Raw genomic sequence first — 23,428 nt, forward strand, 5'->3', positions numbered from 1 at the left:
CAAATTTATATATTTGCCTGCATGAATCGCCACAATATTTTTATTTCGTTGGGATCGAACGAAGGTGACCGTGAAGGATTGCTTCAACAGGCAATAGATTCAATCAGGACCTATGTGGGAAAAGTGGTCAGGGTAAGCAGTACATATGAGGGAGACCCTGTCGGATTTCGTTCTGACAAACGGTTTCTCAATCTTTGTATTGAATTAAAAACAGATGCAAGTCCCCAGCAACTTTTGCTGAAACTCGAAGCTATAGAGGTTAAGCTTGGGCGACTTAAGCCAAGTATTTTTTCGGAATATACCGATCGCACCATTGATCTGGATATTATATTTTTCGATGATGTAGTGGTGAATACCAAAGATCTGATAATTCCGCATAATAAAATGCATCTTCGTCGCTTTGTCTTAGAGCCGCTTGCAGAGCTTTGTCCGGACTTTATTCACCCTGTGTTCAAAAAATCTGTAAAGGTTTTACTCGGGGAATGTCCCGATGAATCAAAACTTACTGTAACTTTGAGACGCTAACGCGTTGCCATGAATTTCCCCTATCGCTTTATTACCATTGAAGGTTGCATCGGTGCAGGTAAGACATCGTTCGCAACCAGACTGGCTGCTGATTTCAATGGGAGACTCATCCTCGAGCAATTTGAGGAAAACGACTTTCTTCCCAAATTTTACAAGAACCCGGAACGCTATGCTTTTCCGCTCGAATTGTCATTTTTGGCTGCTCGATTCAAGCAGTTCAAGGATAATGTGCTCAATCCGGATCTGTTCAGCGATTTTCTGATCTCAGATTATATATTTCCAAAATCACTCATTTTTTCCCGGAAAACGTTGCAGGATGACGAATACAGATTGTATAAAAATCTGTTTCAAATTATCGACAGCAATCTTCCGCGACCCGATATCATTTTGTATCTGCACCTTCCACCCGAAAAGCTGAAGGAAAATATTGTTCGTCGCGGCCGTGGATATGAGCAGGATATTTCGCTTGATTATCTTGAGAATATTCAGAAAAGTTATTTCGAATATTTTCACGAACAGCCCTCGTTGCGCGTGGTGGTTGCCGATACCAGCAACCTCGATTTTGTTGCCAACGAAGAACATTACCGCTTTCTCGTTTCATTGCTCACCCAGGAATACAAGCCCGGAATCACAGTGGTTCCGCCATTTTCCACACTATAATATCTCTCGATTTTCTTCGTTATACTTTTTAATTATGAGAATTCTGCTTTTGTTTTTTGTCGTGATATCGTCTGTTGCAACAGCGCAGACTGCATTTTCGTTTGACGACTCTACTCGTTCAAACCGCATTTTCTACGACATTTCATTGCTGGCTCATGATTCGCTCATGGGTCGCGAAGGCGGGTCGGAGTATGAAATGCGCGCCGGGAATTATATTATTTCTGAGTACACAAAATGCGGATTGATTCCCGTTCCGGGTGCTGATGGCTTCAGACAGGAGTTTGTGCTGCGAACAAAAACCGATGACAAAGGCGATACTGTTATTGTAAAATCAAACAATATTCTCGGTTATATCGAAAACAACGCGCCTTACACTATCGTGATTGGTGGTCATTACGATCATATCGGCAATTACACCAAAGACAGTGCGCTGTACATTAATAACGGCGCCGATGATAACGCCAGCGGAACTGTTGCTGTGATTGAAATGGCGCGCTATCTGAGCTCCGGAAATCTTACAAAATACAATTACATTCTGGCTTGCTGGGGATCAGAAGAACAGGGCCTCGTAGGCTCCAATTATTTTTGCTCAAGCAATCTCTATCCGTTCGAAAAAATTGCGTTTTATATGAACTTCGATATGGTAGGTCGTCTGGGATGGAAAACGGATCAGCTCGATATTTACGGATTGGGTACAACGCTGCTGTGGGATTCACTTGTTCCTGAAAACGAGTACGCCGGCTATAAGTTGAAGAAATTTAATGGCGCTGTTGATGCCTCAGATCATACGTGTTTTTATAAAAACAAAACGCCCTATATTTATTTCACCTCCGGCCTGCCGCCTGTGTATCATACGCCAAAAGATGAAACCCCGCTGATTAACCCGCAAGGCGTTGAAATTATTGTAAGCTATTCAGAAGAAATCATAGGCCGCTTTGATGGCTCCAAACCTGCTTTCCGCACGGTGAGCCCAAAGGAAATGAATAAAGTTTACTGGTATTTTCTGTCGCAGTTTATGAATTGAAAACCGTTGTGCGAAGTTTGAAGCGCTGTGCGAAGTTTTGAAACTTTGCACAACCGCTATATCACAACGTTCACAATCTTCCCCGGCACCACAATGATTTTTTTCGGAGCTTTGCCTTCGAGCCATTTCTGACTTTCGGGCGCGCTGAGCGCGAGTTTCTCAACTTCTTCCTTTGCGGTGCCTGCAGCAACTTCGAGAATGAAACGCATTTTGCCATTGAACGAAACCGGATATTTCACCGTGTCTTCAATCATATATTTTTCGTCCCATTTTGGGAAAGTGGCTTTGGATATGGTCTCGGTGTTGCCAAGTTTGCTCCATAATTCTTCGGCAATATGCGGTGCGAACGGACAGAGCGCAATCAGCAGTGGTTCAAGAATGGCGCGCTTACGGCATTTCAGATCGCCGAGTTCGTTCACACAAATCATAAATGTACTCACGCAGGTGTTCAGCGAAAAGCGTTCAATATCTTCTTCGGTCTTCTTCAGTGTTTTGTGTAGCACTTTCAGCTCGGCCGCTGTTGGCGCGTCATCCGTGACAAGCAATGTGTCATCTTCGCCAACAAACAGTTTCCAAAGCTTGCGTATAAACCGCGACACGCCTTCGATTCCGTTGGTATCCCAGGGCTTTGACTGCTCTACCGGACCGAGAAACATTTCATACATGCGCAGTGTGTCGGCACCATATTTTTCAACGAGATCATCCGGATTCTGCACATTGTATTTCGACTTCGACATCTTTTCGACTTCGTAGCCGCACACATATTTTTCGTCTTCAAGAAGAAAGCGTGCAGTGGTGTATTCGGGTCTCCATGCGCGGAAAGCGTCGATATCAAGTACATCGTTGTCCACAATATTTATGTCAACATGCACGGGAAATGAAAACTGTTCGCGACCAAAAACATTCTTCGAAGCAAAGATGGGTGCTTCTTCCCACTCGTCTATCATATCGAACGGAGCGACTTCTTTTCCGGATAGTGCTTTTTTGATTTTCCTCAAAACATCATCGGTATGCAGAATCACATCAACAATGCTGAACATGAGCAGCTGGCAATTGTTTTTTTCAGCAAATTCCGCACATGCGGGAAGACGTTCCAGAATATCACGGGAGCTCTTCACCTCAATGATAGTGTGGCTTTCAGAACTAAAGAAATCAAATGAGAATTCTCCCAGCGTGTATCCTTTTTTAAATTCTACACCCATTTGTTTATCGCGAATCATCTCCCAGAGCACGAATTCAGCCATGCGTTCGGGTTTTACACGATACACAAAATTACTACGCCCCTGAATCATTCCCTGATTAATCATTTTACGGAATGGTTCATCTTCAGGAGCCAGTTCAATATCGAAAAGAAATTTATTCCAGAAGCGGGCATACATCAAATGTCCCGTTGCATGCTCTGCTCCACCGACGTAAAAGTCAACGCTTTTCCAGTAGTTCACGGCTTCTTTCGAAAAATATTCGTTGTCGTTGCGCGGATCCATGTAGCGGAAATAATAGGCGCTCGATCCCGCAAAGCCAGGCATGGTCGACGTTTCGTAAGGGAATCCGGCTTTGGTATGCCAATCTTTGGCGCGCGCCAGCGGCGGTTCGCCGGTTTCGGTCGGTAAATATTTATCTACTTCCGGCAATTGGAGCGGGAGATCAGATTCATCAATCGTGTATGGAATTCTGTTTTTGTAATACACCGGAAATGGCTCGCCCCAATAGCGCTGGCGGCTGAAAATAGCATCGCGCAAGCGGAAGTTTATTTTGCCATAACCGAATCCTTTTTCTTCGGCATGTTCAATTACTTTTTTTATTGCATCACGCGCAATCATGTTATTTATGAATCCGCTATTAACGCAGACGCCTTCTTTTGATTCGAATGCTTCTTCTTCGATATTACCGCCTTTAATTACTTCGACGATGGGTAATTCGAAATTTTTTGCAAATGCGTAATCGCGGCTGTCGTGAGCTGGAACGGCCATGACTGCTCCGGTTCCGTAACCACTGAGCACATAGTCTGCAACCCACACAGGAACTGCTTTTCCGTTGAACGGATTGATGGCATACGAACCTGTAAAAACACCGCTCGGAATTTTTGCATCGGTCATACGCTCGCGCTCACTGCGGTTTTTCGCATGTTTCACATAAGCAGCAACAGTTTCTTTTTGTTCTGGTTTGGTGAGCAGTTCAACGTATTCATGTTCCGGTGCGACTGACATGAATGTCACTCCAAACACAGTATCGGGGCGGGTTGTAAAAATTTCCAGATGCTTATCCGGATGATCGGCCAGCAGGAAACGCAGCATGGCGCCTTCGCTCCGGCCAATCCAGTTGCGCTGAATTTCTTTTATATTTTCAGGCCAGTCAATTCTTTCGAGTCCTTCAAGCATGCGGTCAGCATAAGCAGTAATGCGCAACGACCATTGTTTCATTTTTTTGCGCTCCACCGGATGTCCGCCACGAACGCTGAATCCTTCGCTCACTTCATCGTTTGCGAGAACCGTTCCCAGCGCGGGACACCAGTTCACCATAGTGTCCGCCAAATATGCAAGCCGGTAATTCATTAGAATGTCCGATTGTTTTTCTTCGCTCATTACATTCCATTCGGAGCTGGTGAAAATCACATCGCAGGAATGAGCAGCAGGAATATTTTCATTGCCGCTGTCTTCTAAAAGCGTGATCAGATCTTTGATTGGACGTGCTTTCTGTTGAGACTTATCAAACCATGAATGAAACAATTGAATAAATGTCCATTGCGTCCATTTGTAATACGCCGGATCCGATGTGCGTACTTCGCGGTCCCAGTCAAACGAGAAGCCGATTTTATCGAGCTGGCTGCGATAGCGTTTGATATTTACATCGGTCGTGATTGCAGGATGCTGGCCGGTTTCGATGGCATACTGTTCGGCCGGAAGCCCAAAAGCATCGTAGCCCATTGGATGCAGCACGTTGAACCCTTTCAGTTTTTTGTAACGGGCAAAAATGTCCGAAGCGATGTATCCGAGCGGATGTCCGACATGCAGTCCTGCACCCGATGGGTAGGGAAACATATCGAGCACATAATATTTTGGCTTGTCCGGATTTATTTCCGAACGGTAAGTCTTATTGTCAGCCCAGTATTTCTGCCACCGGGCTTCGGTCTCGCGATGATTGTAGTCCATTGTTGAAATGATGTGAAATTGTATGCAAAAATAGCAATTTCTCTGCAATGCCTGATTAATGGTGTCGCCCTCTTAAAATCTACGTCGCCTTTAAACCGTATAACTTTTAACTTTACAACTGATATTGGGCGCGCGTCTCTGACGCGTGACCCTTCTAATTTACGGATGCTGCGCACGTTTTACCCGAGGCGGAGTTTATCCCGCCCGGCGGGGCCATCGGCTAATGTATTTTGCGCCGGAGTTTACTCCGCAGGAGGCGGAGGCGCATCCGATTGAGCTTCGCAGCTTTTTTTGACGGCTTCGCCTCTCGTCCTTGACCTTAACCTGGTCGCGCGTCTCCTGCCTGCAGCGTTTCACGTTGACGGGTGACTATTCGTTACTGATTCTCGTAGCTCAAAACTTCATCATTGAAATACTCAATCTTTACGCCGGCTTCGGCAAACATAGACTCGCTTTCTTTTCCGTCGTGATAGCGGAACTCGCACACCACGCGCTTGATGCCACAATTGATGATCAGCATGGCGCAGGTTCGGCAGGGTGTCATTTTGCAATATAAAGTTGCGTTGTCGAGCGATATTCCGTAGCGTGCGGCCTGTGTAATCGCATTTTGCTCGGCATGAACGGTGCGCACACAGTGTGTGGTGGTGCGGCCGTCCTCGTGTATCATTTTTTTGAACAGATGTCCGACCTCGTCGCAGTGCGACAACCCGATGGGCGAACCCACATAGCCGGTGACCAGAATTCGTTTGTCGCGCACAATCACACAGCCCGAACGGCCGCGGTCGCAGGTAGCGCGCTTGGCAACGGTGTTGGAGACTTCCATGAAATATTCATCCCACGAAGGGCGGCTGTACGGAATCCCGGCCGAAGCGGCTTCTTCTCGCGCTTTTACCTCGTTCATGATGCGCTCGATCTGATCGAACAGCTGCTGAAAAGTACCATTGTTGTCGAGTGCGAAATCAGAGGTTTCTATACATTTCATCAGGTTCTGAGTAGCCGGATCGGCGCCGTTCATTTCACGGTTTTCGTTGGCAATGAAAGTGTCGTAATCAATGTTGTCGGTCTCAGAACCACGCTGCAGAATGCGCTGGAAGCGGATGCGAGCATCGGCATCGATGGCCAGCAGAAAAAATCCGCCTTTGGAGCGCAACGCCTCAATCTCGCCTGTGGTGCGGATACTCTCGATGATGGCATGCTTACCGTTCTTCACGGCCTGATCGTGTAACTGTTCTACAATATACGAAGCGCCATGTTTTGCACGCAGTTCATTGGCTACAGTCACCATGCTGTCACGGTTTTCGGGCATTTTGCGTCGGCGGATTTCTTTCAGTAAAAACTGCCGTACCGAAAAATGTACAAAATCGCGGTTGCGAACCAGATAATCCACGATGGTTCCTTTTCCTGCGCCAAGTGTTCCTGTAATGCCGATGATGATCATGATATGGTTTTAATGCAAAAATACAGATTATGATTGGATTGTTGAAAGTTGAAAATATTCTTCTGCTTTTTTTTAGTAGTTTTGTGAATTCATGAAAAAGGCTCTATGACTCTGACCATCGAAAATATAATGCTGATCGGCTCGTTGCTCCTTTTCGCGAGTATCATCATTGCACGCAATTCTGCTCGTTTCGGTCTGCCCATGCTTGTTTTTTTTCTGGCGGTTGGAATGCTTGCCGGCAGTGAGGGGCTTGGAGGAATCCAGTTTAATGATCCCCAGATTGCACAATTTATTGGAGTTATCAGTCTTTGTGTTATACTGTTTTCATCGGGACTTGAAACTGATTGGGCGCGGGTGCAACCCATTGTGGGCCGCGGGATAATGCTATCCACTTTCGGCGTTATTCTGACGGCAACTTTCATTGGCTTGTTTGTATGGCAGATGACCGATTTCACTATTTTTGAAGGATTACTGCTTGGGGCAATTGTTTCATCGACCGATGCGGCTGCCGTGTTTTCAATTTTGCGCGAAAAAAATCTCGCATTGAAATCAGGATTGAGACCTACGCTGGAGCTCGAAAGTGGCAGCAATGATCCGATGGCTTTTGTTTTGGTTATCGGTTTACTCGAATTGGTGGTTAACAGTGCGACCGGAGTAACCGATGTCCTGCAATCGTTTGTTGCACATATGGCTGTTGGTGCGGCTGCCGGATTTGGATTCGGATTTGTTGGCAAAGAAATTATTAATCGCATCAAACTTACGTTTGAAGGACTTTATCCGATTTTGATGCTGTCGCTTGTTTACATCACATTTTATGCAACGGATCTGATCGAAGGCAATGGATTTCTGGCGGTTTATATTTGTGGCGTATATCTTGGAAATCAAAAGCTGATGCATAAGCGCACCATTCTGAAAATGTTTGATGCAACCGCCTGGCTTATGCAGATTATTCTTTTTTTGACATTGGGTCTCCTTGTTTATCCGTCGCATATCATCCCGTTTTTAGGTATAGGTTTGGCCATTTCTGCTTTTTTAATTTTGGTTGCCAGACCGGTTGCTGTGTTGATAAGTCTTTTACCATTCAAATTTCCGACACGCGAAAAATTATTCATTTCCTGGGTAGGATTACGCGGTGCAGTACCAATTGTCTTTGCTACTTACCCGTTGCTTGCCGGAATCGATAAAGCCGGTGTTATTTTCAATGTGGTATTTTTTATTTCCCTGAGTTCGGTATTGGTTCAGGGAACAACATTGCATGTTATTGCGCGATGGCTGAAAGTGACTGTCCCTCGGTCAATGCGGCAACAGACGGCCATAGACCGGATACTCGATGACGAAGATAAATCTGCGCTTGAAGAAATTATTATCCCTGAGGGCGGCTATGCCATTGGGAAACGCATTGTCGACCTGCGCTTTCCGGCAACATCAATCATTGCTATGATTCGGCGCGGTGACCGATTCGTGACTCCTAAAGGTTCAACCGTAATCGAAGCTTGCGATGTGCTGATGATATTGTCCGAAGATAAAAAAGATTTACCTGTTGTTTACCGAAGTCTGAAACTTAAGGATGCTAATTCAACAGAAACGCAATTAAATACGCCGTTCCGTAAACAAGCGCTGCGACTCCGTTCATTGTTCCGAAAGCGAGGTTGATCTTTTTCAGTCCATGCATATGCACATCGATGTGCTGATAGATGAGCATGATCGAAAACAGAATTACGCCGGCAAGTACAATTGAATTTCCATAAATATATAACCAGAACGCAAACATGAGGGTCATGGAAATGGCGTGGAATGCGGCCGACAGCCACATTGATTTTTTGTATCCGATGGCGGCCGGAATCGAATGTAGTTTTTCGCTCCGATCGAATTCAATATCCTGCAGCGCGTAAATGATGTCGAATCCTGCAGTCCAGAGCATCACGCCAAAACACAAAAATAAAAGTCCGGCATCGAAAGTTCCGGTAACTGCGATGAAAGTGGCTGCCGGCGCTATTCCCAGGCCAATACCGAGAACGAGGTGTGCCAGCGATGTGAACCTTTTTGTGTAGCTGTACCCAAGTATAACCAACAGTGCAAGCGGGCTGAGCCACAGGCACAATTCATTGATAAGCGCAGCGAGCAGAATGAAAATAGCAGAAGAAATAACTGCGAGCATCAGTGCCTGCGCAGGTTTTATAATTCCGGCAGGAATTTCGCGTTGCTGCGTGCGAGGATTTTTTGCATCAATCCGGTAATCGGTCCATCGGTTAAAAGCCATGGCAGCTGTGCGTGCAGCAATCAGTGCAAGCAGGATCCAGAGCGCTGTTAGCCACGTAGGTAATTTATAACCTGAATCAAGCGCAAACAGAAATCCTACCGCCGCAAATGGCAGACTAAAAATGGTGTGGGAGAATTTTATTAGCCGCAAATACCGGATCATCCTTTCAGGTGCGTTTTTCTGTGTCCAATTCGATTTGCTGCATACAGCAACAATGCAATCAACATCAAAATTCCTGAAACCACGGTCATTGCACGGCCAATGTAATCGCCATGACGAACGTAGAAAGTGATGACATCGTTGGCGTTGATTTTATTTCTGATGACATCTCTGGTCCAGTATTGAGTTTGCTGAATTACATCGCCGCGCTGATTGATGAAACATGAAATTCCCGTGTTGGCTGCGCGTGCCACTGAGCGCCGCGTTTCAACAGCCCGGAGTCGTGAATATACGAAGTGCTGACGGTGTCCGCCTGTGTTTTTCCACCAGCCATCATTTGTAATTACGAATATGATCTGAGCGCCGTTGGCTACAAATTCCGTAACGAATTCTCCATACACACTTTCATAACAAATGACTGCGCTAACAGGAACTTTTCCTTTAGTATATACCGTTCTGTCTTTGCTTTTACCAAGGGTCCCGACGGTTCCGCCCAGATCGATGGCCAGTTTCTCAATGGGCTTTATGAGATGAACAAAAGGCATTTGTTCGACACCGGCTACAAGCTTACTTTTGTGATAGACAACAGGAATTCCAAGCGAATCCAAGAACATAGCTGTATTAAATGCTTCGTAGTACGAATGGCTGTTGTAGCGTCTTGCGGCAGCAGTTATGGGTTCATTTGGCTTTAGCATTCTGAATGTTCCGGCACCTGAAACAAATTGCGATTGGGGTGCAAATTCTACAAGAAATTCCTTGATTTTTCTAACGCTGAGTGAATATTGAAATTCATCTTCAAACATGCCTTCCTGCAATACGCTTTCTGGAGCTACGATGAAATCAACCGTTGAGTCAACAATGCTTTTTGTTTGTGTTGTAAACAGCCGGTCCATCACCTCGTGCACTTTCAGCGTGTATTCTTCGGTATATGGATTCAGGTTGGGCTGTAGCAACACAATGTCCACAGGGTTTTGCTTCTCTTCATAAGAATAGTAACGCCAGAGCGACCATGTGGAGGGCAGCGCGAAAGTCAGAAATAATGCAGCAATGAGAAAGTTTCGTCCGAAGACACACATTTTCTTTTTGGATAGAAATGGGGCAATGAGCTGAAACAGCAATATATTTATAACCCAGATCCAGAGCGAACCTCCGTGAACCCCGGTAAATTCATACCATTGGACCCACGAAACGCGCGAAGCGAAAACATTTCCGAAAGTGAGCCATGTCCACGACAGATCCCAGTCCTGATGCAGAAATTCAAAAGCAATCCAGAGAACAGGCAGGATAGCAATTCCAACAATATTGTTTTTCAGATTATGTCGGATGAAAGCTGAAAGCTGCACTACAAGAGCCATCAGAAGACTGTTTACGAAAATGGCAAACAAGGCGCCGATCTCGGTTGAGTTCCAGATCCAATAGGTGGTGGCTGCATTCCAGAAAAGAAAAGTGATGTAACTGTAGCGAAAAGTGGCCATCAATCGAAAACGGCCGGGGTTCTGCCGGATCTGTTCAACAACCATCAGCAGAGGAATCAGTGCAATGAAAATCAGAAACGGAAATCCCCGGAGTGGCCATGCAAGACCCAGCAGAAGGGCAGACAAAAGACTTAAAAGAATCAGGTGTTTTTTCTTCAGATCCGGCATATTCATTTTTTTGCGAAGTTATGAAGAAAATGAATAAAAAAAGAGGCGATCATTTTTATATCGCCTCAGAAAAAATCAAACAGTTTTATTGTTTTAGAAATTTTACGGAAAATCTGTTTCCTTTATCACTCAAAACGCAAATGATGTAATTTCCATCGGAGAGTGAACCTGTACTAATTTCTGTAGACGAAGAATCCGCGGTTCCGGCACTGAGGATCTTCCCGTCAATATTGTAAATCTCATATCTGCTGATTTTATCATTCCTGTCTGTCAACTTAACCGTAATTTTGTCACTAACCGGATTTGGATATGATTTGAGTAATGGCCGTGAAAAACAATATTCTTCTTGAGGTATTCCAAAAGCGATTGATCCTTTCTTTGCAATATATGATTGTCCGGTATTTGATTTATTAACTGTATCCAATGAAACTCCAACAAAGTACACATCGCCTGCAGGATTTGTGTATAAATCTCCCCAACCAAAAAAATTTTCAATATTATTCAATCTATATGCCGCTATTGGATTATGATCTGAATCATATTTTCCAACCATATAGTCGTCGGCAATCAAGTCGGGTGAAACAAATGAAGTATCTTCAAGAAGTGTATCAGTTCCAAAGATCAGTGTGTCGCCAAATCCTCCTGTAAAATAAAAGTTCCCGAATGAATCATGTGTAATATTGACTCCCTGATCATCACCGTTGGAACCGATGCTTGACAATGAGAATAACGTGTCCAGGGATCCATCAATAAAAAAAGTTGCAAAATACATATTCAAGTTGGATGGAGCCGAAATAGTGTCATCGCCAAAAACCAAATCTTCACAATAATATCCGGTTGTAAATACTTTCCCGTTGTATATGTCCAAATCCGAAAGTTCACCCTGACAATTTGAAATTCCGTTTTTTGCCCATTGCGCATTACCGATAGCATCGTAATATACGGCAAAAGGAGCAATTCCAACAGGGTTAAGGGTGACTCCATTGCCAAAATCAGCAACAGCAGCTATGGCGCCTCCTAATACAGAATTACCAAACGCATCAGTTGCCATTTTATAAACTCCGTATCCATCCATACCTGATATCCACGCATTTCTGCCGAAAAGCACATTGCCTGCTGTATCAAGTTTGATATAAAACATGTCAATTCCATTATTCTGAACCCAGTCAATTGTGTCAATGGAAAAATCATAAGAATATCCTCCTGAAATATATATACTTCCAGAATCATCCAGCTCGAGACATGTGATATCTGAGTAACGCACTGTATCGGTCTTAATTTCCGATAATTCAGCACCTTGATCGTTAAACTTAACGACTTTTATGAAACCTTCTCCATACAGAGGATTTGTTATTTCCTTGCCGGCGACGAAAATCTCGTTGTCTAAATTCGCATCAATATCAACAGCATAGGATAATCCACTATAGTACAAATCTTTTATCCAGCAAGCATCTCCGAAATCATTAAATTTTGCAAGATAATAATGATCTGCAATTCCGCTGTTTAAGACGGTTGTATCAAGAATGAGTTCTCCGTTGAAAACTCCCAGAACCAAGGAATTATTCATATGATCCTGAGTTAGTACAATCGGGTGGTTTGATCCTGTGCCACCAAAGGTTGTCTGCCAGTCCCAGGTTATTTCCTGTGAAAGCCCAATTGAAAGTATCAAGAAAAACGAAGCACTGATGATAACTGTTTTCATCTTTTGTAGATTTTATGCAAAGATAAAAAAGTTCTCTTTTTGCTAATACTGTCAATCCTTGTATCTTTGCAAAAAATTACAGACCTATGTCCGAATTATCCGAACAGGAAGTCCTGCGGCGCGAAGCGCTGACCCAGCTGCATGAACTTGGCATTGAGCCTTATCCTGCCGCATTGTATCCCGTTACCGCTTACTCCGGTGAAATATTGAACGAATTTAAATCGAATCCTGAAAAATTTAAGGAAATTTCAATAGCTGGCCGCATCATGACACGTAGAATCATGGGCGCTGCTTCGTTTGCAGAAATACAAGACGCACAGGGCCGTATTCAGGTCTATTTCAAACGCGACGATCTTTGCCCGGGCGAGGACAAGACTTTGTACAATACTGTATTTAAAAAACTTTTCGATATTGGCGATATCATAGGCGTGAAGGGATTTGGATTCATCACTCAGACTGGTGAAATTTCTGTGCATGCGCAGTCTTTCACTTTGTTGGCCAAATCGGTAAAACCACTTCCGATTGTAAAGGAAAAAGATGACAAAGTGTACGACGCTTTTACCGATCCCGAACAGCGCTACCGCAATCGCTCGCTCGATTTGATCGTCAATCCGCAGGTGCGCGAAACTTTTATCAAGCGATCAATGCTCACCAATTCGATGCGCGAATTTCTGACGACAAAAGGATATCTTGAAGTTGAAACTCCAATTCTGCAGCCCATTTACGGAGGCGCGGCTGCACGGCCTTTCACGACTTTTCATAATACACACCAGCAGACTCTTTATCTTCGGATTGCCGATGAACTTTATCTGAAACGTCTCATTGTTGGCGGCTTCGACGGTGTTTTTGAATTTGCAAAAGACTTCCGCAACGAAGGGATGGATCGTTTCCATAATCCTGAGTTCACGCAGATGGAGCTCTATGTGGCTTATAAAGATTACAACTGGATGGCCGAACTTGTTGAAGAAATGGTGGAGAAAATTGCTATAGACCTCACTGGATCTACCATTGTGAAAGTTGGTGAAAACGAAATCAATTTTCAGCGTCCCTGGAAACGGCTCACTATGTTCGAAGCCATTCATGAATATACGGGCATCGACATTTCGGAAATGGATGAAGTTGCTTTGCGTGAAACCGCTGCCAAACTGAATATTCAGACCGACCCTTCCATGGGAAAAGGGAAACTGATAGATGAAATATTTGGAGAAACCTGCGAGGGAAAGCTCATGCAGCCGACTTTCATTATGGATTATCCGGTTGAAATGTCACCACTTGCAAAGAAACACCGCAGCAAACCGGGACTGGTTGAGCGCTTCGAAGCAATCGTGAACGGTAAAGAAATCTGTAATGCCTATAGCGAATTGAACGATCCGATTGATCAGCGCAAACGTTTCGAAGATCAGCTTGAACTCGGAAAGCGCGGCGATGAAGAAGCCATGATGCTGGATGAAGATTTTCTGAGCGCCATCGAGCTGGGTATGCCGCCCACAGCAGGTCTTGGAATTGGCATTGACCGATTGACTATGATCATGACAAACAGTCCTTCGATTCAGGATGTATTGTTCTTCCCGCAAATGCGCCCGGAAAAAAAGAAAGAAGCCATTACGCCGGAACAGCTCGTCGAAGCTGGTGTTCATGCAGATTGGGCGCCGGTGCTAATGAAAATGAACATCAACTCACTTGATGATTTGAAGAGTGCAAACCCGAACAAGATGTTCAACGATCTGGGTGGAATGCGCAAGAAACTGAAACTGGAAATTGCCATGCCTACGCTGGAAGATGTGAAGCGTTGGTGCGAATAGTAGCGTTGTGCGAAGTTTTCAAACTTCGCACAACTGTGTTTAAATACATTTGCTATGAAAATATGTAAACAAGCTCTTTTGGCGGCAATAATTTTCTTGCAGACTGTTTCCGCTTCGGCACAGGATCAGGTGCGTGAGGGCGAAGCTCAAAACGACACAACCGTAATACTGCTGCAAAAGATTGATGATCCTGTTTCGGTGGTTTTATTCAGAAATGACAGTTATGTGATATCAGCTTCATTCAAGCTATTCCGGACTAATCTGGCTGAATGGATAAACGAGAATCCTGGCATTCCTGGCGACGAAAAATTGCTGGAGCTTGTTGATAAAGCTGCGATAAATTTGAAAATCATTGATGCTGCTCAGATCGCAGAGAAAAACAACCTGCTGCTGCGCTTAAAATACCGGATGGCAGATCTGCTGCAAAATGGACAATGCATGATTTACGATAAAAGGAAATATGGCCCGATTGCAAATATTACGGTACAGACCTACTCTTATGATTGTGGCCCGCTTTGCGGTGAAGGTGGCAGAAGATTTCTGATTGAAGGCGCTTTGATCTTCGAAGTAATTGACTGGTTCAGTTAAAAAGTCTCGCAATGAATATTGTGGTCCTTGCAAAATCGCTTCACAAGCGACGCCTGATTGGTATAGAACTGTTTGTATTCGCTGAATTGCTTTGAAAGGTTGTTGTAATTCCACCCGCCAAACTGAATGGTATCAGCGAAGGAAACAGCTTCCAGTATGTCACCTAAATCCTGCTGAATGATATTAGGAGTCGGGTAAGGTTCCATGTGAACAAGTGTTGGGAAACCCTTTTCGCTCAGCTTTTTTAATGCCGCAATTCTTTCGAAATATGTCGCTGCTCCAGGCTCCCATCGCTTTCTGAAATCTTCGTTCAGCGATATGAGACTGATGCCGTACGTGTTTTTATTACTGTATATTTTTTCATCTGCCAGTTCTTCAGGAAGTATTCCTTTGGTAAGCACCGATGCATGAACACCGCATGAATTCATGATCCGGATCAGTTTCAATGTTATTTCTGTCACTTCAGGATACCCGTACATAAACGGATCAGTGCTCAGGCAAAGATGAATTCGATCAGGCATTTTTCTTTTGCGTGAAAGCTCTTTTGTGAGCAATTCTGCTGCATTGGAAACCAGCTGCGGATTACACCATTCATCATACGATTTCACCTGTTGATGCGAATGGGCAATCATAAATGCATAGCACGGATAGTGGCACCCATGGCTGCATCCGCGCACATGATTGATGCACAGCATGCCGAGCCCGCTTTTGTAGATGAGTGTTTTGCGTGTAATGGTTTCCATAGTGCATTTTGTCAGCTATGCTGTGCGAAGTTTCGACTTCGCACAGCATATGAATAAACTTTGTGCGAAGATTTTAATCTTCGCACAAAGTTTTAATATCTTCTCCCGGCTTCAGATACATTCCCCGAATCCCCATTTTTTCCGCAGCGTCGGTATTAATCGAAGTATCATCAATAAAAAGCGTTTCGTGTGCTAGTAGTCCGTTTTCATTCAGAATGAGATTGAAAAACCGGTCTTCGGGTTTGCGCATACCAACGAGAAATGAGTAATATGCTTTTTCAAATAACTCATCAAGCCCGCTGATACCATAGGTTTTGCGAATGATTTCCTGATAAGCTTTATAATGAATAATATTGGTGTTGCTCATCAAAAACAGCCGATATTTTTTACCAAGTTCTTTGAGCAATTCAAAACGATGGGGCGGCAGTTCGAACAACATGGCATTCCATGCATCTGTTATCTGTTGCGGTGTTACAGATTCCGGAAATAGTTTTTTAGCTTGATTCAAAAACTCATTTTCATCAATTTCGCCTCGATCGAATAAATCGAAAAATCCGATTTGATGATACTGTCCGAATGTTTTATCAATATTCTGAATGCCGAGTTTCACGAATTCGCGCTGTGTCACTTCAAAATCAATATCAAGAATAACTCCGCCGAGATCGAATATTATGTTTTTTATTCCGTCAAGTTTGCTCATTTTTTGCAACAATTATTTTCAATTCTTTAAGCGCTTCGCTTTGATGAATGTTTTTCAAAACAGGTTTTCCATCTACCCAGATATCCACGTGATCAGGCTTAGAGCCCAGGATTCCGTATTTTGCACCGGCCATTTCCCCGGGGCCGTTTACGATGCATCCCATCACCGCAAAGTGAATTCCTTTCAGGCATGAAAATTCTGTTTTAATTTCTTTCAAAAGATTTTCAATATCGTAAGTGGTGCGGCCACACGAAGGGCAGGACGTGAAGCTGGCTTTCGAAATTCTACGGCCAGTGATCTGTAAAAGATCAAGCGCTTTTTCACGATAAGTCTCATTTTCAAGTGCAGAAATCACCTGTATTTTATTTCCGCATCCGTCAGTCAGAAAAGATCCGGCGACTATTGAAAAATCTGCAACAGAAATACTTTCAGGATTCCAGTGCAATGATAATTCTTTGTTTTGATTTTCAATAAAGTACTTGCGCAGTGCATTTATATCCGTAGAAACAGCCTGCGAATCGGCTTCAGCACAGACTTCGGGCTTGGTATGAGATTCGGCTTCTGCTTTGTTTATGAAATGTCCGAACGGATTGACAATTGAAAAAAAATGTTTGGCCGTATGTTTATCCGCTGCATTTTTTCTGGCAGATTCAATGATTTCCGCAGCAACAGGAATTTCCTTTTCAGGTGCTTCGGTAAGCGAAACGCGAATGGTGTCACCAATGCCATCCATGAGCAGAGAGCCGATTCCTGCTGCCGATTTCATACGACCGTCTTCACCTTCTCCGGCTTCGGTCACGCCGAGATGAATCGGATAATGAAATTCGTCGTCTATTAAATACTGCGCCAGGAGCCGGTTTGCATGAATCATCGTTTTCACATCGCTGGCTTTAATGGAAATAACGAGATTGTGAAATTGCTCATCATGAAAGATGCGAATAAATTCCACGGCTGATTCAACCATTGCCCGGGTTGTATTTCCGTATCGATCAATAAATCTTCGGTTGAGTGAGCCTCCGTTGATACCTATGCGAACTGCGGTTCCATTCTCGCGGCAAACACTGATCAGAGGTAAAACTGTTTTCCTGATTTCATCCAGTTCCTGATTATATTCAGTATCGGAATATTGTAGTTTTTTTGGAAAAAGATCGACGAAGTTGCCCGGGTTGATGCGGATTTTTTCTACTCTGCGTGCGGCTTCCATGGCTATGGCCGGATTGAAATGAATATCGGCGGCCAATGGTTGGGAATAGCCGGATTCGTTCAGTTGCTTGCGAATTTCACTCAGAATTTTTGCTTCAGAAATATTGCGGGCTGTGATTCTTACTAAATCTGCACCTGTATCAAAAATGTGTTTGCATTGTGCAACGGTGGCCGAAATATCATCCGTCGGTGTATTGGTCATTGATTGAATGCGGATCGGATTGCCGCCGCCAAAGCCAACATTGCCCACTTTTACTTCGCGGGATTTAAAAAAAAACCATGAAGATTCCTCGTTGGATTTCATGGTTCAAAATTAGGTAAAAAATCGGAACAGACTGTTGACTATTCTTTTATTTCAAGATTGTCAAGTTTTTCTTTTGATAGTTCCTCATCGTCGCTGATGGTAGAATTGAAAGTACTTTCATCAGCATTGAAATCCAGTAAGTCTTGATTTGGTTCGGGGCCGTCAGGCAATTCGTCGAAAGCGGGTTCAAAACCAGCTGGATAAGTGCCTTTATTGGCTTCGAGTTGCAATGCGGCAAATTCGCGGGCATAACGCGAATGATGAATGGCACGCATATACAAGCCATCTTTATACAACGAAATAGCCAGGTTTTGATGTACAACTGCCTTTTTCAGATTTCCTGTGAAAACCTGATTGACGATGGTATATTTATGCGCTGCGTAAATAACAATGGCAGAGCGGTTAATGACATTTTTAGCTTTTCCCTTCATAACAGGCTGTGCCTGAACAGCAGTTCCCATTAGAAGAAAAATAAATGAAATTAGAAGCGGTAAAGCAATGCGTTTCATTGTAGTACATTTTTGTGCAAGGTAGCACTTTTTTCGAAAAATCGGGTGCTGTCAAATTTTGTACCAGCTAAATTTTAAATAACCCGAGACTGCCACAAAACAGCGTGGTTGTTATGACATTCCACCGTTCCGGCTGGTGTTTTGGAGTTTTTCCATTTTTTTGAGCCGGAACATGGAACCGTCGTAACAACTTCAAAAACAACGGTTCCATGTCCTTCAGCTCCTTCGTCGCTTTCGGACGGTGGAATGTTGTTTTTGAAGGAACAACAGTTTTGAGAAAGTCTCATTAAATCCATAGTATTCAATTATTTTATATTTTAGCACTTTATATCATTCGATGAATAAACTGCTGTATCTGATATTTGTTTTTGTGCTGAGCCTTGACGCGCAGGCGCAGTTTATCACATCTGAGGAAGAGAGAGGATTGCATGAGCAGCCAGGAATGTGTGATTCGACTTTTCGCGCTCTTAATGTGCCAATGATTTATCCGCGAATTGCTACAGAAAGCGCGGAAATGAACTGTAATGATCAGGCAAGCTGGCTTCGGAAGAAGATTTTCAGGGAACATTTTGTCGGTATTATTGATAGTCCAAAATATAACATTACTCTTGATCCGGTTTTTGATTTCAGAATCGGCAAAGAGGATGGGAATACGTTGTATAAGAATACCCGTGGCTTTATTTTGAACGGAAAAATCGGTAAAAATTTGTTTTTGCGTTCCGAGTTTTATGAAACTCAAACTACTTTGCCGCAATATGCCGCAGCCTGGGTCGATACCATGCAGTTTATTCCGGGAATGATCCGCATGAAACCCTTTGGCACCAACGGATTTGATTATGGAGTTGTTTTCAGTCAGATCATGTGGCAACCGCTGAAAAACTATGGTGTGCGCCTTGGTTATGATCGTTTTCACTTTGGTAAAGGATATCGCAGCATGATTCTGTCAGATGCTTCGCAGGCATATCCGTTTCTGATGAATACATTTACTCATGGGAAATGGAGTCTGAGTCACAACATTGCATCGTTGCACAACCCTGATTACAATAACAAACTAAATGTTCCATTATCAGAAAGCGGCGTGTACCAGCAGAAATGGTTCTCGTTCACTTATCTGACGTACAGTCCGAAAAGCTGGCTGAATCTGGGTTTGTTTGAATCAGTGATTTTTATGCCTGCCGATTCAACCGGCATTTCTTTCTATCCGATGTCGATGCTTCCGTTGCCTTTGGTGCGAACTATTGCAGAAGAATCGAAAGGACTTCATCATGCAATGATTGGTCTGCAGGCCGATGCTACGATAAAAGAACACATTGTTTTTTATACACAGATCGTTGCCGATCAGATTGATTTTTCGAAACTGAAATATCAGCAGGGAATTCAGGGCGCATTACAAATAGGTGCAAGGTTGAATATTCCGGATGGAAGATATTTATTTGCAGAATTTAATCTGGCATCAAACAACACATACACATCTTCTTGTGCATGGACTGCATATTCGCAAAATGATCAACCATTGGCACATCCGACAGGACAACAGTTTCGCGAATTTGTTGCAGGAGGACGCTGGCAGCATAAGCGGTTTTTTGCCGATGCAGGATTGAATTTCATTTGGGCAGGCGCGCTGCCTGTAACTGATAATTATATGCGAGCCGACAACTACAGTGATATTTTGCTGACCGGTTTCTATGAGCCCATCAGTCGTCCCGACAAAGTGATGCATCTGGGTTGTACCGTTTCTTACTACATCAATCCGGAAACAAATTTTGTTGTCTTCGCCGGCATGCATTACCGCAATTATAAAAGTACACTTTCTTTGGTGCCAGTAAATTCTCTTACCTATGAAATCGGGCTGCGGCACATGATACGTAAACAATATTTTGATTTTTTCTAGATGAAAATTGCTTTTGCTCTTATATTATCACTGGTTTTTTATTGTCTGCAGGCTCAGCAGGACGATTTCTCTGTGTTTACAAAATACACAAATGGTGATACAATAATTGTAAATACTAACCCTACTCATCAGACTTTTGATGATACAATTGGGATGCAACATTCCTCTATAAATTCTTATCGTTTTTTACTTTACCGCAGTTCGGGCAACAAAACTGCCTTTATCAACAAACCACTTGCTTCTGCTGAAGTGATGGCTGGAAGCGACTTTTCAAACAAATTGAATGCCGGTTTAATCAGCGGTTTTGTTTCGGGAAAATTTTCAGCAGTTGCATTTCCCTCTGTTATTTTTGCAGATTATCCCATGTTCGTCGCAGAAAAATTCGACAGCATGAATGTGTTTCCGTACCAGGGAAAAACATTGTTTTCATCGGGAAATGCTTTTGGTGTTTTGTCCGTACCGGTTTATCTGAAATACGATTTGGGAAATATTCTTTCTCTTGAGGGCGGCAACGGAAAAGCGTTTCTGGGCGATGGTTACCGCTCAATGCTGCTGTCCGATCAAAGCGCTGAATATCCCTTTCTACGTATTGTTGCAGACATGAAGCAAGTGAAATACATGCATCAGATCGCACGCTGGCGGCAGCAATCGTCAGCCGGCAACAATGAAACAAAATTTGCCGCCACGCATTATCTGAGCTGGATGATCACAAAAAAACTGAATGTTTCTGTTTTCGAATCTGTCATTTGGAAAGCCGAAGACAGTGTCCGGCAGCGGGGTTTCGAGTGGCTGTATCTGAATCCGGTCATGTTTTTTCGTCCGGCGGAATTTGCACTCGGATCGCCCGACAACAATCTGCTGGGTGGAAATATTTCATGGTATTTCCTGCCGAAAACAAAGGTATACGGTCAGTTTGTGCTCGATGAATTTTTCATTTCAGAAATCAAGAACTGGCTTAAACACCTGATGCATCCTGATGACCCGACTATACAGCATGGAGCATGGGTGAATAAACAGGCATTTCAGCTTGGTGTAAAATCGATGGATGTTTTCGGAATTCATGATTTGAATTGTCTTGCAGAGTTCAATTATGCACGTCCATACATCGGAAGTCACCGCGATCCGATGCTTAGCAATACTCACATGAATCAACCCATTGCGCATCCCTTTGGCGCGAATTTTTATGAGTTTGTTTTTCGCACGCAATACAAAAAACAAAAATGGTCGGCGCATTTGAATGCCATGTTTTGTGTGACTGGGCTTGATTCCGCAGGAACTCATTTCGGTCAGGATTTGCTTCAGTCAACGTTTGATTCACCGCAAGGAAACGGAAATATTCCTGTACAGTATTACGGAAACGTTGTCGGGCAGGGCATCCGGCATGATGTTATTCAGGTAAATGCTGAATTCAGGAAACAACTGTTCAAGATGAACAACAATATTATCTGGCGCATCGGGGCAATGTACCGCAATGATATGTCCGCATTTAATAATACTTCAGAAAAGTATATTTACACCGGCCTCTTTTTAAATCTGCAGCCGGATGAGTGGAACATGCGATAATCTCAGAAAATAAATATTGAGAACGTTTGCAGGAACGGATAAATATTAATTGCGTAGAGTATGAGATATAATGCGGATCCTGGCATGAGACGCATAAGCAATGGCCACTTACTTTCGCGCACCGCAAATTTCGATTTCGGTCTGATTGCTTCAACGAGCCAAATCACAACCAGACTTAGAAGCCAGATGGGTACGAGGCCGTAGAGAATCACAAACCAGGTGAGAGCACGTAGGGTTGGAAATTCTCCATCGAGAAATGTAATGGTTCCGGGTTCTTTGCGAAGAATAGTGGTGTTTACAAGTTTGAAAAAATTCTTTCTGTCCAGCAATCTTCCGTTGTCATTCAGAAACGAGAAATTCAATTTGTTTGTTATTAAAACATTGGAGTCAGTGGTTAATCGGAAATAGGCGATAGGAAATTCTTTGTCGCTCATGAATATCTGTTCACGTTCACTTTTTTCGCGCTGATGAAAAACAAATTTTCCGGACTCACTTACAAACGGCAGGCTGTCCCTTGCATCGGAATCGAAGAAATGACGGACAAGAACACCGCTTTCGTTGTTTGGGTCATCCCATTCAACAAGGGCGATTTTGGTCTGAAGTCCGACGATACTGAACCATGTGCTATAGTTGTGTTTCGGTTTGCTGAGTATTTTTTCGCTGAAGCGGTTGTTTCTGAAAATCAATAATGTGTCGGAATATGGCCTGTGAGGCACCATTCCGGAAATAGAATAATCAAATTGATGTAATACTTTTTTATGGCTTTTATTCAAGACTCCCGGAAAATCAGGAAAGACCGCCCGTTCATCGAAGACCAGAAAATTGGTTTTATTTTTTGAACCAATCAAAACCCATTTTTCGTCTTTGTGGTGAAAATCGGAGCTGAGCAAAAACCTCCATTTGTTTTTCTCGGGCCATGCGCCAACGATTTCGCAGATGCGATCGAAAAAACCGGGCAGCTCATATTTGCGAAATGCAACTGAAGAATCACCAACGGATGCAATGGAGCCAACGAGTTTTTTTTGACGTCCGAAAACTATTTCAGGATGCCCGTTGATATAGTGAACGGCTTTAATATCGGATGGAGTACTGAAAATCTGGCCGGGAGTAACGAGCGTATCGAAGTGTACCAGCTTGACAATTGAATCGGAAGAGAGACCGACAATGGTGAGTGTGGAATCTGCGGCAGGCAGCACCGAAACCAATGAATCGAAATGATGAGACGCAGGAAACGGAAAATGAGAAATGGATTGCGTTTTAAGATTCAATTTCCATAATCCGGTTGCCTGTGTTTTGCCGTCGCTTGTTTGTGAAGTAAAACCCATAAAATCGCCCTGAAAATTGATGCCATACGGCAACTTGTCAGAGAAGTAGGTGGCATCAGTATTTGCTCCTGCAGGATGCAACATGCCATCGCCCTGATACGACTCTTTCCGGATGAGCAGGACAATCCAGAGTGCCAAAAACAGAACAACAACAGAAATGTTTAAAATCCTGACAAATCGCATGGGTGCAAAGATATGTATAAATTGTTAAAATGCAAAGGGTTGACAATGCGAAAATGC

19 protein-coding genes are annotated in these 23,428 nt (G+C 43.6%); 8 read left to right on the top strand and 11 right to left on the bottom strand.

The window, feature by feature from the left end; translation table 11 throughout:
• Positions 1-21: 21 nt before the first annotated feature.
• The 3 genes from A2W93_13060 to A2W93_13070 are packed head-to-tail and all read left to right on the top strand — an operon-like array spanning position 22 to position 2,209.
• Complete coding sequence (locus A2W93_13060) at positions 22-525, top strand: 2-amino-4-hydroxy-6-hydroxymethyldihydropteridine diphosphokinase (protein OFY55114.1); 504 nt, start codon at positions 22-24, stop codon at positions 523-525.
• Between the two features lie 9 nt (positions 526-534).
• Positions 535-1,185, top strand: coding sequence for a hypothetical protein (locus A2W93_13065; GenBank protein ID OFY55115.1), 651 nt, complete (start codon positions 535-537; stop codon positions 1,183-1,185).
• 34 nt (positions 1,186-1,219) lie between these two features.
• The gene (locus A2W93_13070; protein ID OFY55116.1) at positions 1,220-2,209 is read left to right on the top strand and encodes a hypothetical protein; all 990 of its coding nucleotides are present in this window, start codon (positions 1,220-1,222) and stop codon (positions 2,207-2,209) included.
• 56 nt (positions 2,210-2,265) lie between these two features.
• Here the strand turns inward: A2W93_13070 and A2W93_13075 are convergent, their stop codons facing one another.
• Together A2W93_13075 and A2W93_13080 are read right to left on the bottom strand one after the other, a co-directional pair.
• Complete coding sequence (locus A2W93_13075; protein ID OFY55117.1) at positions 2,266-5,358, bottom strand: leucine--tRNA ligase; 3,093 nt, start codon at positions 5,356-5,358, stop codon at positions 2,266-2,268.
• Positions 5,359-5,734: 376 nt separating this feature from the next.
• On the bottom strand, positions 5,735-6,259 hold the full coding sequence (locus tag A2W93_13080; GenBank protein ID OFY55179.1) for a cell division protein DedD: 525 nt from the start codon (positions 6,257-6,259) through the stop codon (positions 5,735-5,737).
• A 642-nt stretch (positions 6,260-6,901) separates the two neighbouring features.
• Between A2W93_13080 and A2W93_13085 the strand changes: the two genes are divergently transcribed.
• Positions 6,902-8,449 (top strand): K+/H+ antiporter, encoded by a 1,548-nt coding sequence (locus tag A2W93_13085; GenBank protein OFY55118.1) that lies wholly within the window; start codon positions 6,902-6,904, stop codon positions 8,447-8,449.
• On the opposite strand, the gene A2W93_13090 is transcribed toward A2W93_13085, so the two are convergent.
• The 3 genes from A2W93_13090 to A2W93_13100 form a co-directional block, all read right to left on the bottom strand.
• Positions 8,367-9,218 carry a hypothetical protein gene (locus A2W93_13090; protein ID OFY55119.1) on the bottom strand — a complete coding sequence of 284 codons (852 nt, stop codon included), beginning with the start codon at positions 9,216-9,218 and terminating at the stop codon, positions 8,367-8,369. The genes A2W93_13085 and A2W93_13090 overlap by 83 nt on opposite strands.
• The gene (locus A2W93_13095) at positions 9,215-10,858 is read right to left on the bottom strand and encodes an apolipoprotein N-acyltransferase (GenBank protein ID OFY55180.1); all 1,644 of its coding nucleotides are present in this window, start codon (positions 10,856-10,858) and stop codon (positions 9,215-9,217) included. The genes A2W93_13090 and A2W93_13095 overlap by 4 nt, the downstream gene beginning before the upstream one ends.
• Positions 10,859-10,943: 85 nt before the next feature.
• On the bottom strand, positions 10,944-12,560 hold the full coding sequence (locus tag A2W93_13100; protein ID OFY55120.1) for a hypothetical protein: 1,617 nt from the start codon (positions 12,558-12,560) through the stop codon (positions 10,944-10,946).
• Positions 12,561-12,646: 86 nt separating this feature from the next.
• Between A2W93_13100 and A2W93_13105 the strand changes: the two genes are divergently transcribed.
• On the top strand, positions 12,647-14,362 hold the full coding sequence (locus A2W93_13105) for a lysine--tRNA ligase (GenBank protein OFY55121.1): 1,716 nt from the start codon (positions 12,647-12,649) through the stop codon (positions 14,360-14,362).
• A 54-nt stretch (positions 14,363-14,416) separates the two neighbouring features.
• Complete coding sequence (locus A2W93_13110; protein ID OFY55122.1) at positions 14,417-14,950, top strand: hypothetical protein; 534 nt, start codon at positions 14,417-14,419, stop codon at positions 14,948-14,950.
• Here the strand turns inward: A2W93_13110 and A2W93_13115 are convergent.
• From A2W93_13115 to A2W93_13135, 5 genes are all read right to left on the bottom strand, one after another.
• Positions 14,947-15,693: a hypothetical protein gene (locus tag A2W93_13115; GenBank protein OFY55123.1), complete on the bottom strand. Its 747-nt coding sequence runs from the start codon at positions 15,691-15,693 to the stop codon at positions 14,947-14,949. The genes A2W93_13110 and A2W93_13115 overlap by 4 nt on opposite strands.
• A gap of 73 nt (positions 15,694-15,766) precedes the next feature.
• Positions 15,767-16,393, bottom strand: a complete 627-nt coding sequence (locus A2W93_13120; protein OFY55124.1) for a hypothetical protein — start codon at positions 16,391-16,393, stop codon at positions 15,767-15,769.
• Complete coding sequence (locus A2W93_13125; GenBank protein ID OFY55125.1) at positions 16,380-17,900, bottom strand: 4-hydroxy-3-methylbut-2-en-1-yl diphosphate synthase; 1,521 nt, start codon at positions 17,898-17,900, stop codon at positions 16,380-16,382. The genes A2W93_13120 and A2W93_13125 overlap by 14 nt, the downstream gene beginning before the upstream one ends.
• 38 nt (positions 17,901-17,938) lie before the next feature.
• Positions 17,939-18,409, bottom strand: a complete 471-nt coding sequence (locus A2W93_13130; GenBank protein OFY55126.1) for a hypothetical protein — start codon at positions 18,407-18,409, stop codon at positions 17,939-17,941.
• A 74-nt stretch (positions 18,410-18,483) separates the two neighbouring features.
• Positions 18,484-18,705, bottom strand: a complete 222-nt coding sequence (locus A2W93_13135; protein ID OFY55127.1) for a hypothetical protein — start codon at positions 18,703-18,705, stop codon at positions 18,484-18,486.
• Between the two features lie 41 nt (positions 18,706-18,746).
• On the opposite strand from A2W93_13135, the gene A2W93_13140 reads away from it, so the two are divergent.
• Positions 18,747-20,300, top strand: a complete 1,554-nt coding sequence (locus A2W93_13140; GenBank protein ID OFY55128.1) for a hypothetical protein — start codon at positions 18,747-18,749, stop codon at positions 20,298-20,300.
• On the top strand, positions 20,301-21,863 hold the full coding sequence (locus tag A2W93_13145; protein OFY55129.1) for a hypothetical protein: 1,563 nt from the start codon (positions 20,301-20,303) through the stop codon (positions 21,861-21,863).
• A gap of 2 nt (positions 21,864-21,865) precedes the next feature.
• On the opposite strand, the gene A2W93_13150 is transcribed toward A2W93_13145, so the two are convergent.
• Positions 21,866-23,371, bottom strand: coding sequence for a hypothetical protein (locus A2W93_13150; protein OFY55130.1), 1,506 nt, complete (start codon positions 23,369-23,371; stop codon positions 21,866-21,868).
• Between the last annotated feature and the right edge of the window lie 57 nt (positions 23,372-23,428).

It is taken from the genome of Bacteroidetes bacterium GWF2_43_63, assembly GCA_001769275.1.
In the GTDB taxonomy this organism is placed as follows: domain Bacteria; phylum Bacteroidota; class Bacteroidia; order Bacteroidales; family DTU049; genus GWF2-43-63.

Excerpts from the sequence above, each read along its gene's own strand:
- A2W93_13060 (OFY55114.1), top strand. The coding sequence starts at position 22 with ATGAATCGCCACAATATTTTTATTTCGTTGGGATCGAACGAAGGTGAC.
- A2W93_13065 (OFY55115.1), top strand. The coding sequence starts at position 535 with ATGAATTTCCCCTATCGCTTTATTACCATTGAAGGTTGCATCGGTGCA.
- A2W93_13070 (OFY55116.1), top strand. The coding sequence starts at position 1,220 with ATGAGAATTCTGCTTTTGTTTTTTGTCGTGATATCGTCTGTTGCAACA.
- A2W93_13075 (OFY55117.1), bottom strand. The coding sequence starts at position 5,358 with ATGGACTACAATCATCGCGAGACCGAAGCCCGGTGGCAGAAATACTGG.
- A2W93_13080 (OFY55179.1), bottom strand. The coding sequence starts at position 6,259 with ATGAACGAGGTAAAAGCGCGAGAAGAAGCCGCTTCGGCCGGGATTCCG.
- A2W93_13085 (OFY55118.1), top strand. The coding sequence starts at position 6,902 with ATGACTCTGACCATCGAAAATATAATGCTGATCGGCTCGTTGCTCCTT.
- A2W93_13090 (OFY55119.1), bottom strand. The coding sequence starts at position 9,218 with ATGATCCGGTATTTGCGGCTAATAAAATTCTCCCACACCATTTTTAGT.
- A2W93_13095 (OFY55180.1), bottom strand. The coding sequence starts at position 10,858 with ATGCCGGATCTGAAGAAAAAACACCTGATTCTTTTAAGTCTTTTGTCT.
- A2W93_13100 (OFY55120.1), bottom strand. The coding sequence starts at position 12,560 with ATGAAAACAGTTATCATCAGTGCTTCGTTTTTCTTGATACTTTCAATT.
- A2W93_13105 (OFY55121.1), top strand. The coding sequence starts at position 12,647 with ATGTCCGAATTATCCGAACAGGAAGTCCTGCGGCGCGAAGCGCTGACC.
- A2W93_13110 (OFY55122.1), top strand. The coding sequence starts at position 14,417 with ATGAAAATATGTAAACAAGCTCTTTTGGCGGCAATAATTTTCTTGCAG.
- A2W93_13115 (OFY55123.1), bottom strand. The coding sequence starts at position 15,693 with ATGGAAACCATTACACGCAAAACACTCATCTACAAAAGCGGGCTCGGC.
- A2W93_13120 (OFY55124.1), bottom strand. The coding sequence starts at position 16,393 with ATGAGCAAACTTGACGGAATAAAAAACATAATATTCGATCTCGGCGGA.
- A2W93_13125 (OFY55125.1), bottom strand. The coding sequence starts at position 17,900 with ATGAAATCCAACGAGGAATCTTCATGGTTTTTTTTTAAATCCCGCGAA.
- A2W93_13130 (OFY55126.1), bottom strand. The coding sequence starts at position 18,409 with ATGAAACGCATTGCTTTACCGCTTCTAATTTCATTTATTTTTCTTCTA.
- A2W93_13135 (OFY55127.1), bottom strand. The coding sequence starts at position 18,705 with ATGGATTTAATGAGACTTTCTCAAAACTGTTGTTCCTTCAAAAACAAC.
- A2W93_13140 (OFY55128.1), top strand. The coding sequence starts at position 18,747 with ATGAATAAACTGCTGTATCTGATATTTGTTTTTGTGCTGAGCCTTGAC.
- A2W93_13145 (OFY55129.1), top strand. The coding sequence starts at position 20,301 with ATGAAAATTGCTTTTGCTCTTATATTATCACTGGTTTTTTATTGTCTG.
- A2W93_13150 (OFY55130.1), bottom strand. The coding sequence starts at position 23,371 with ATGCGATTTGTCAGGATTTTAAACATTTCTGTTGTTGTTCTGTTTTTG.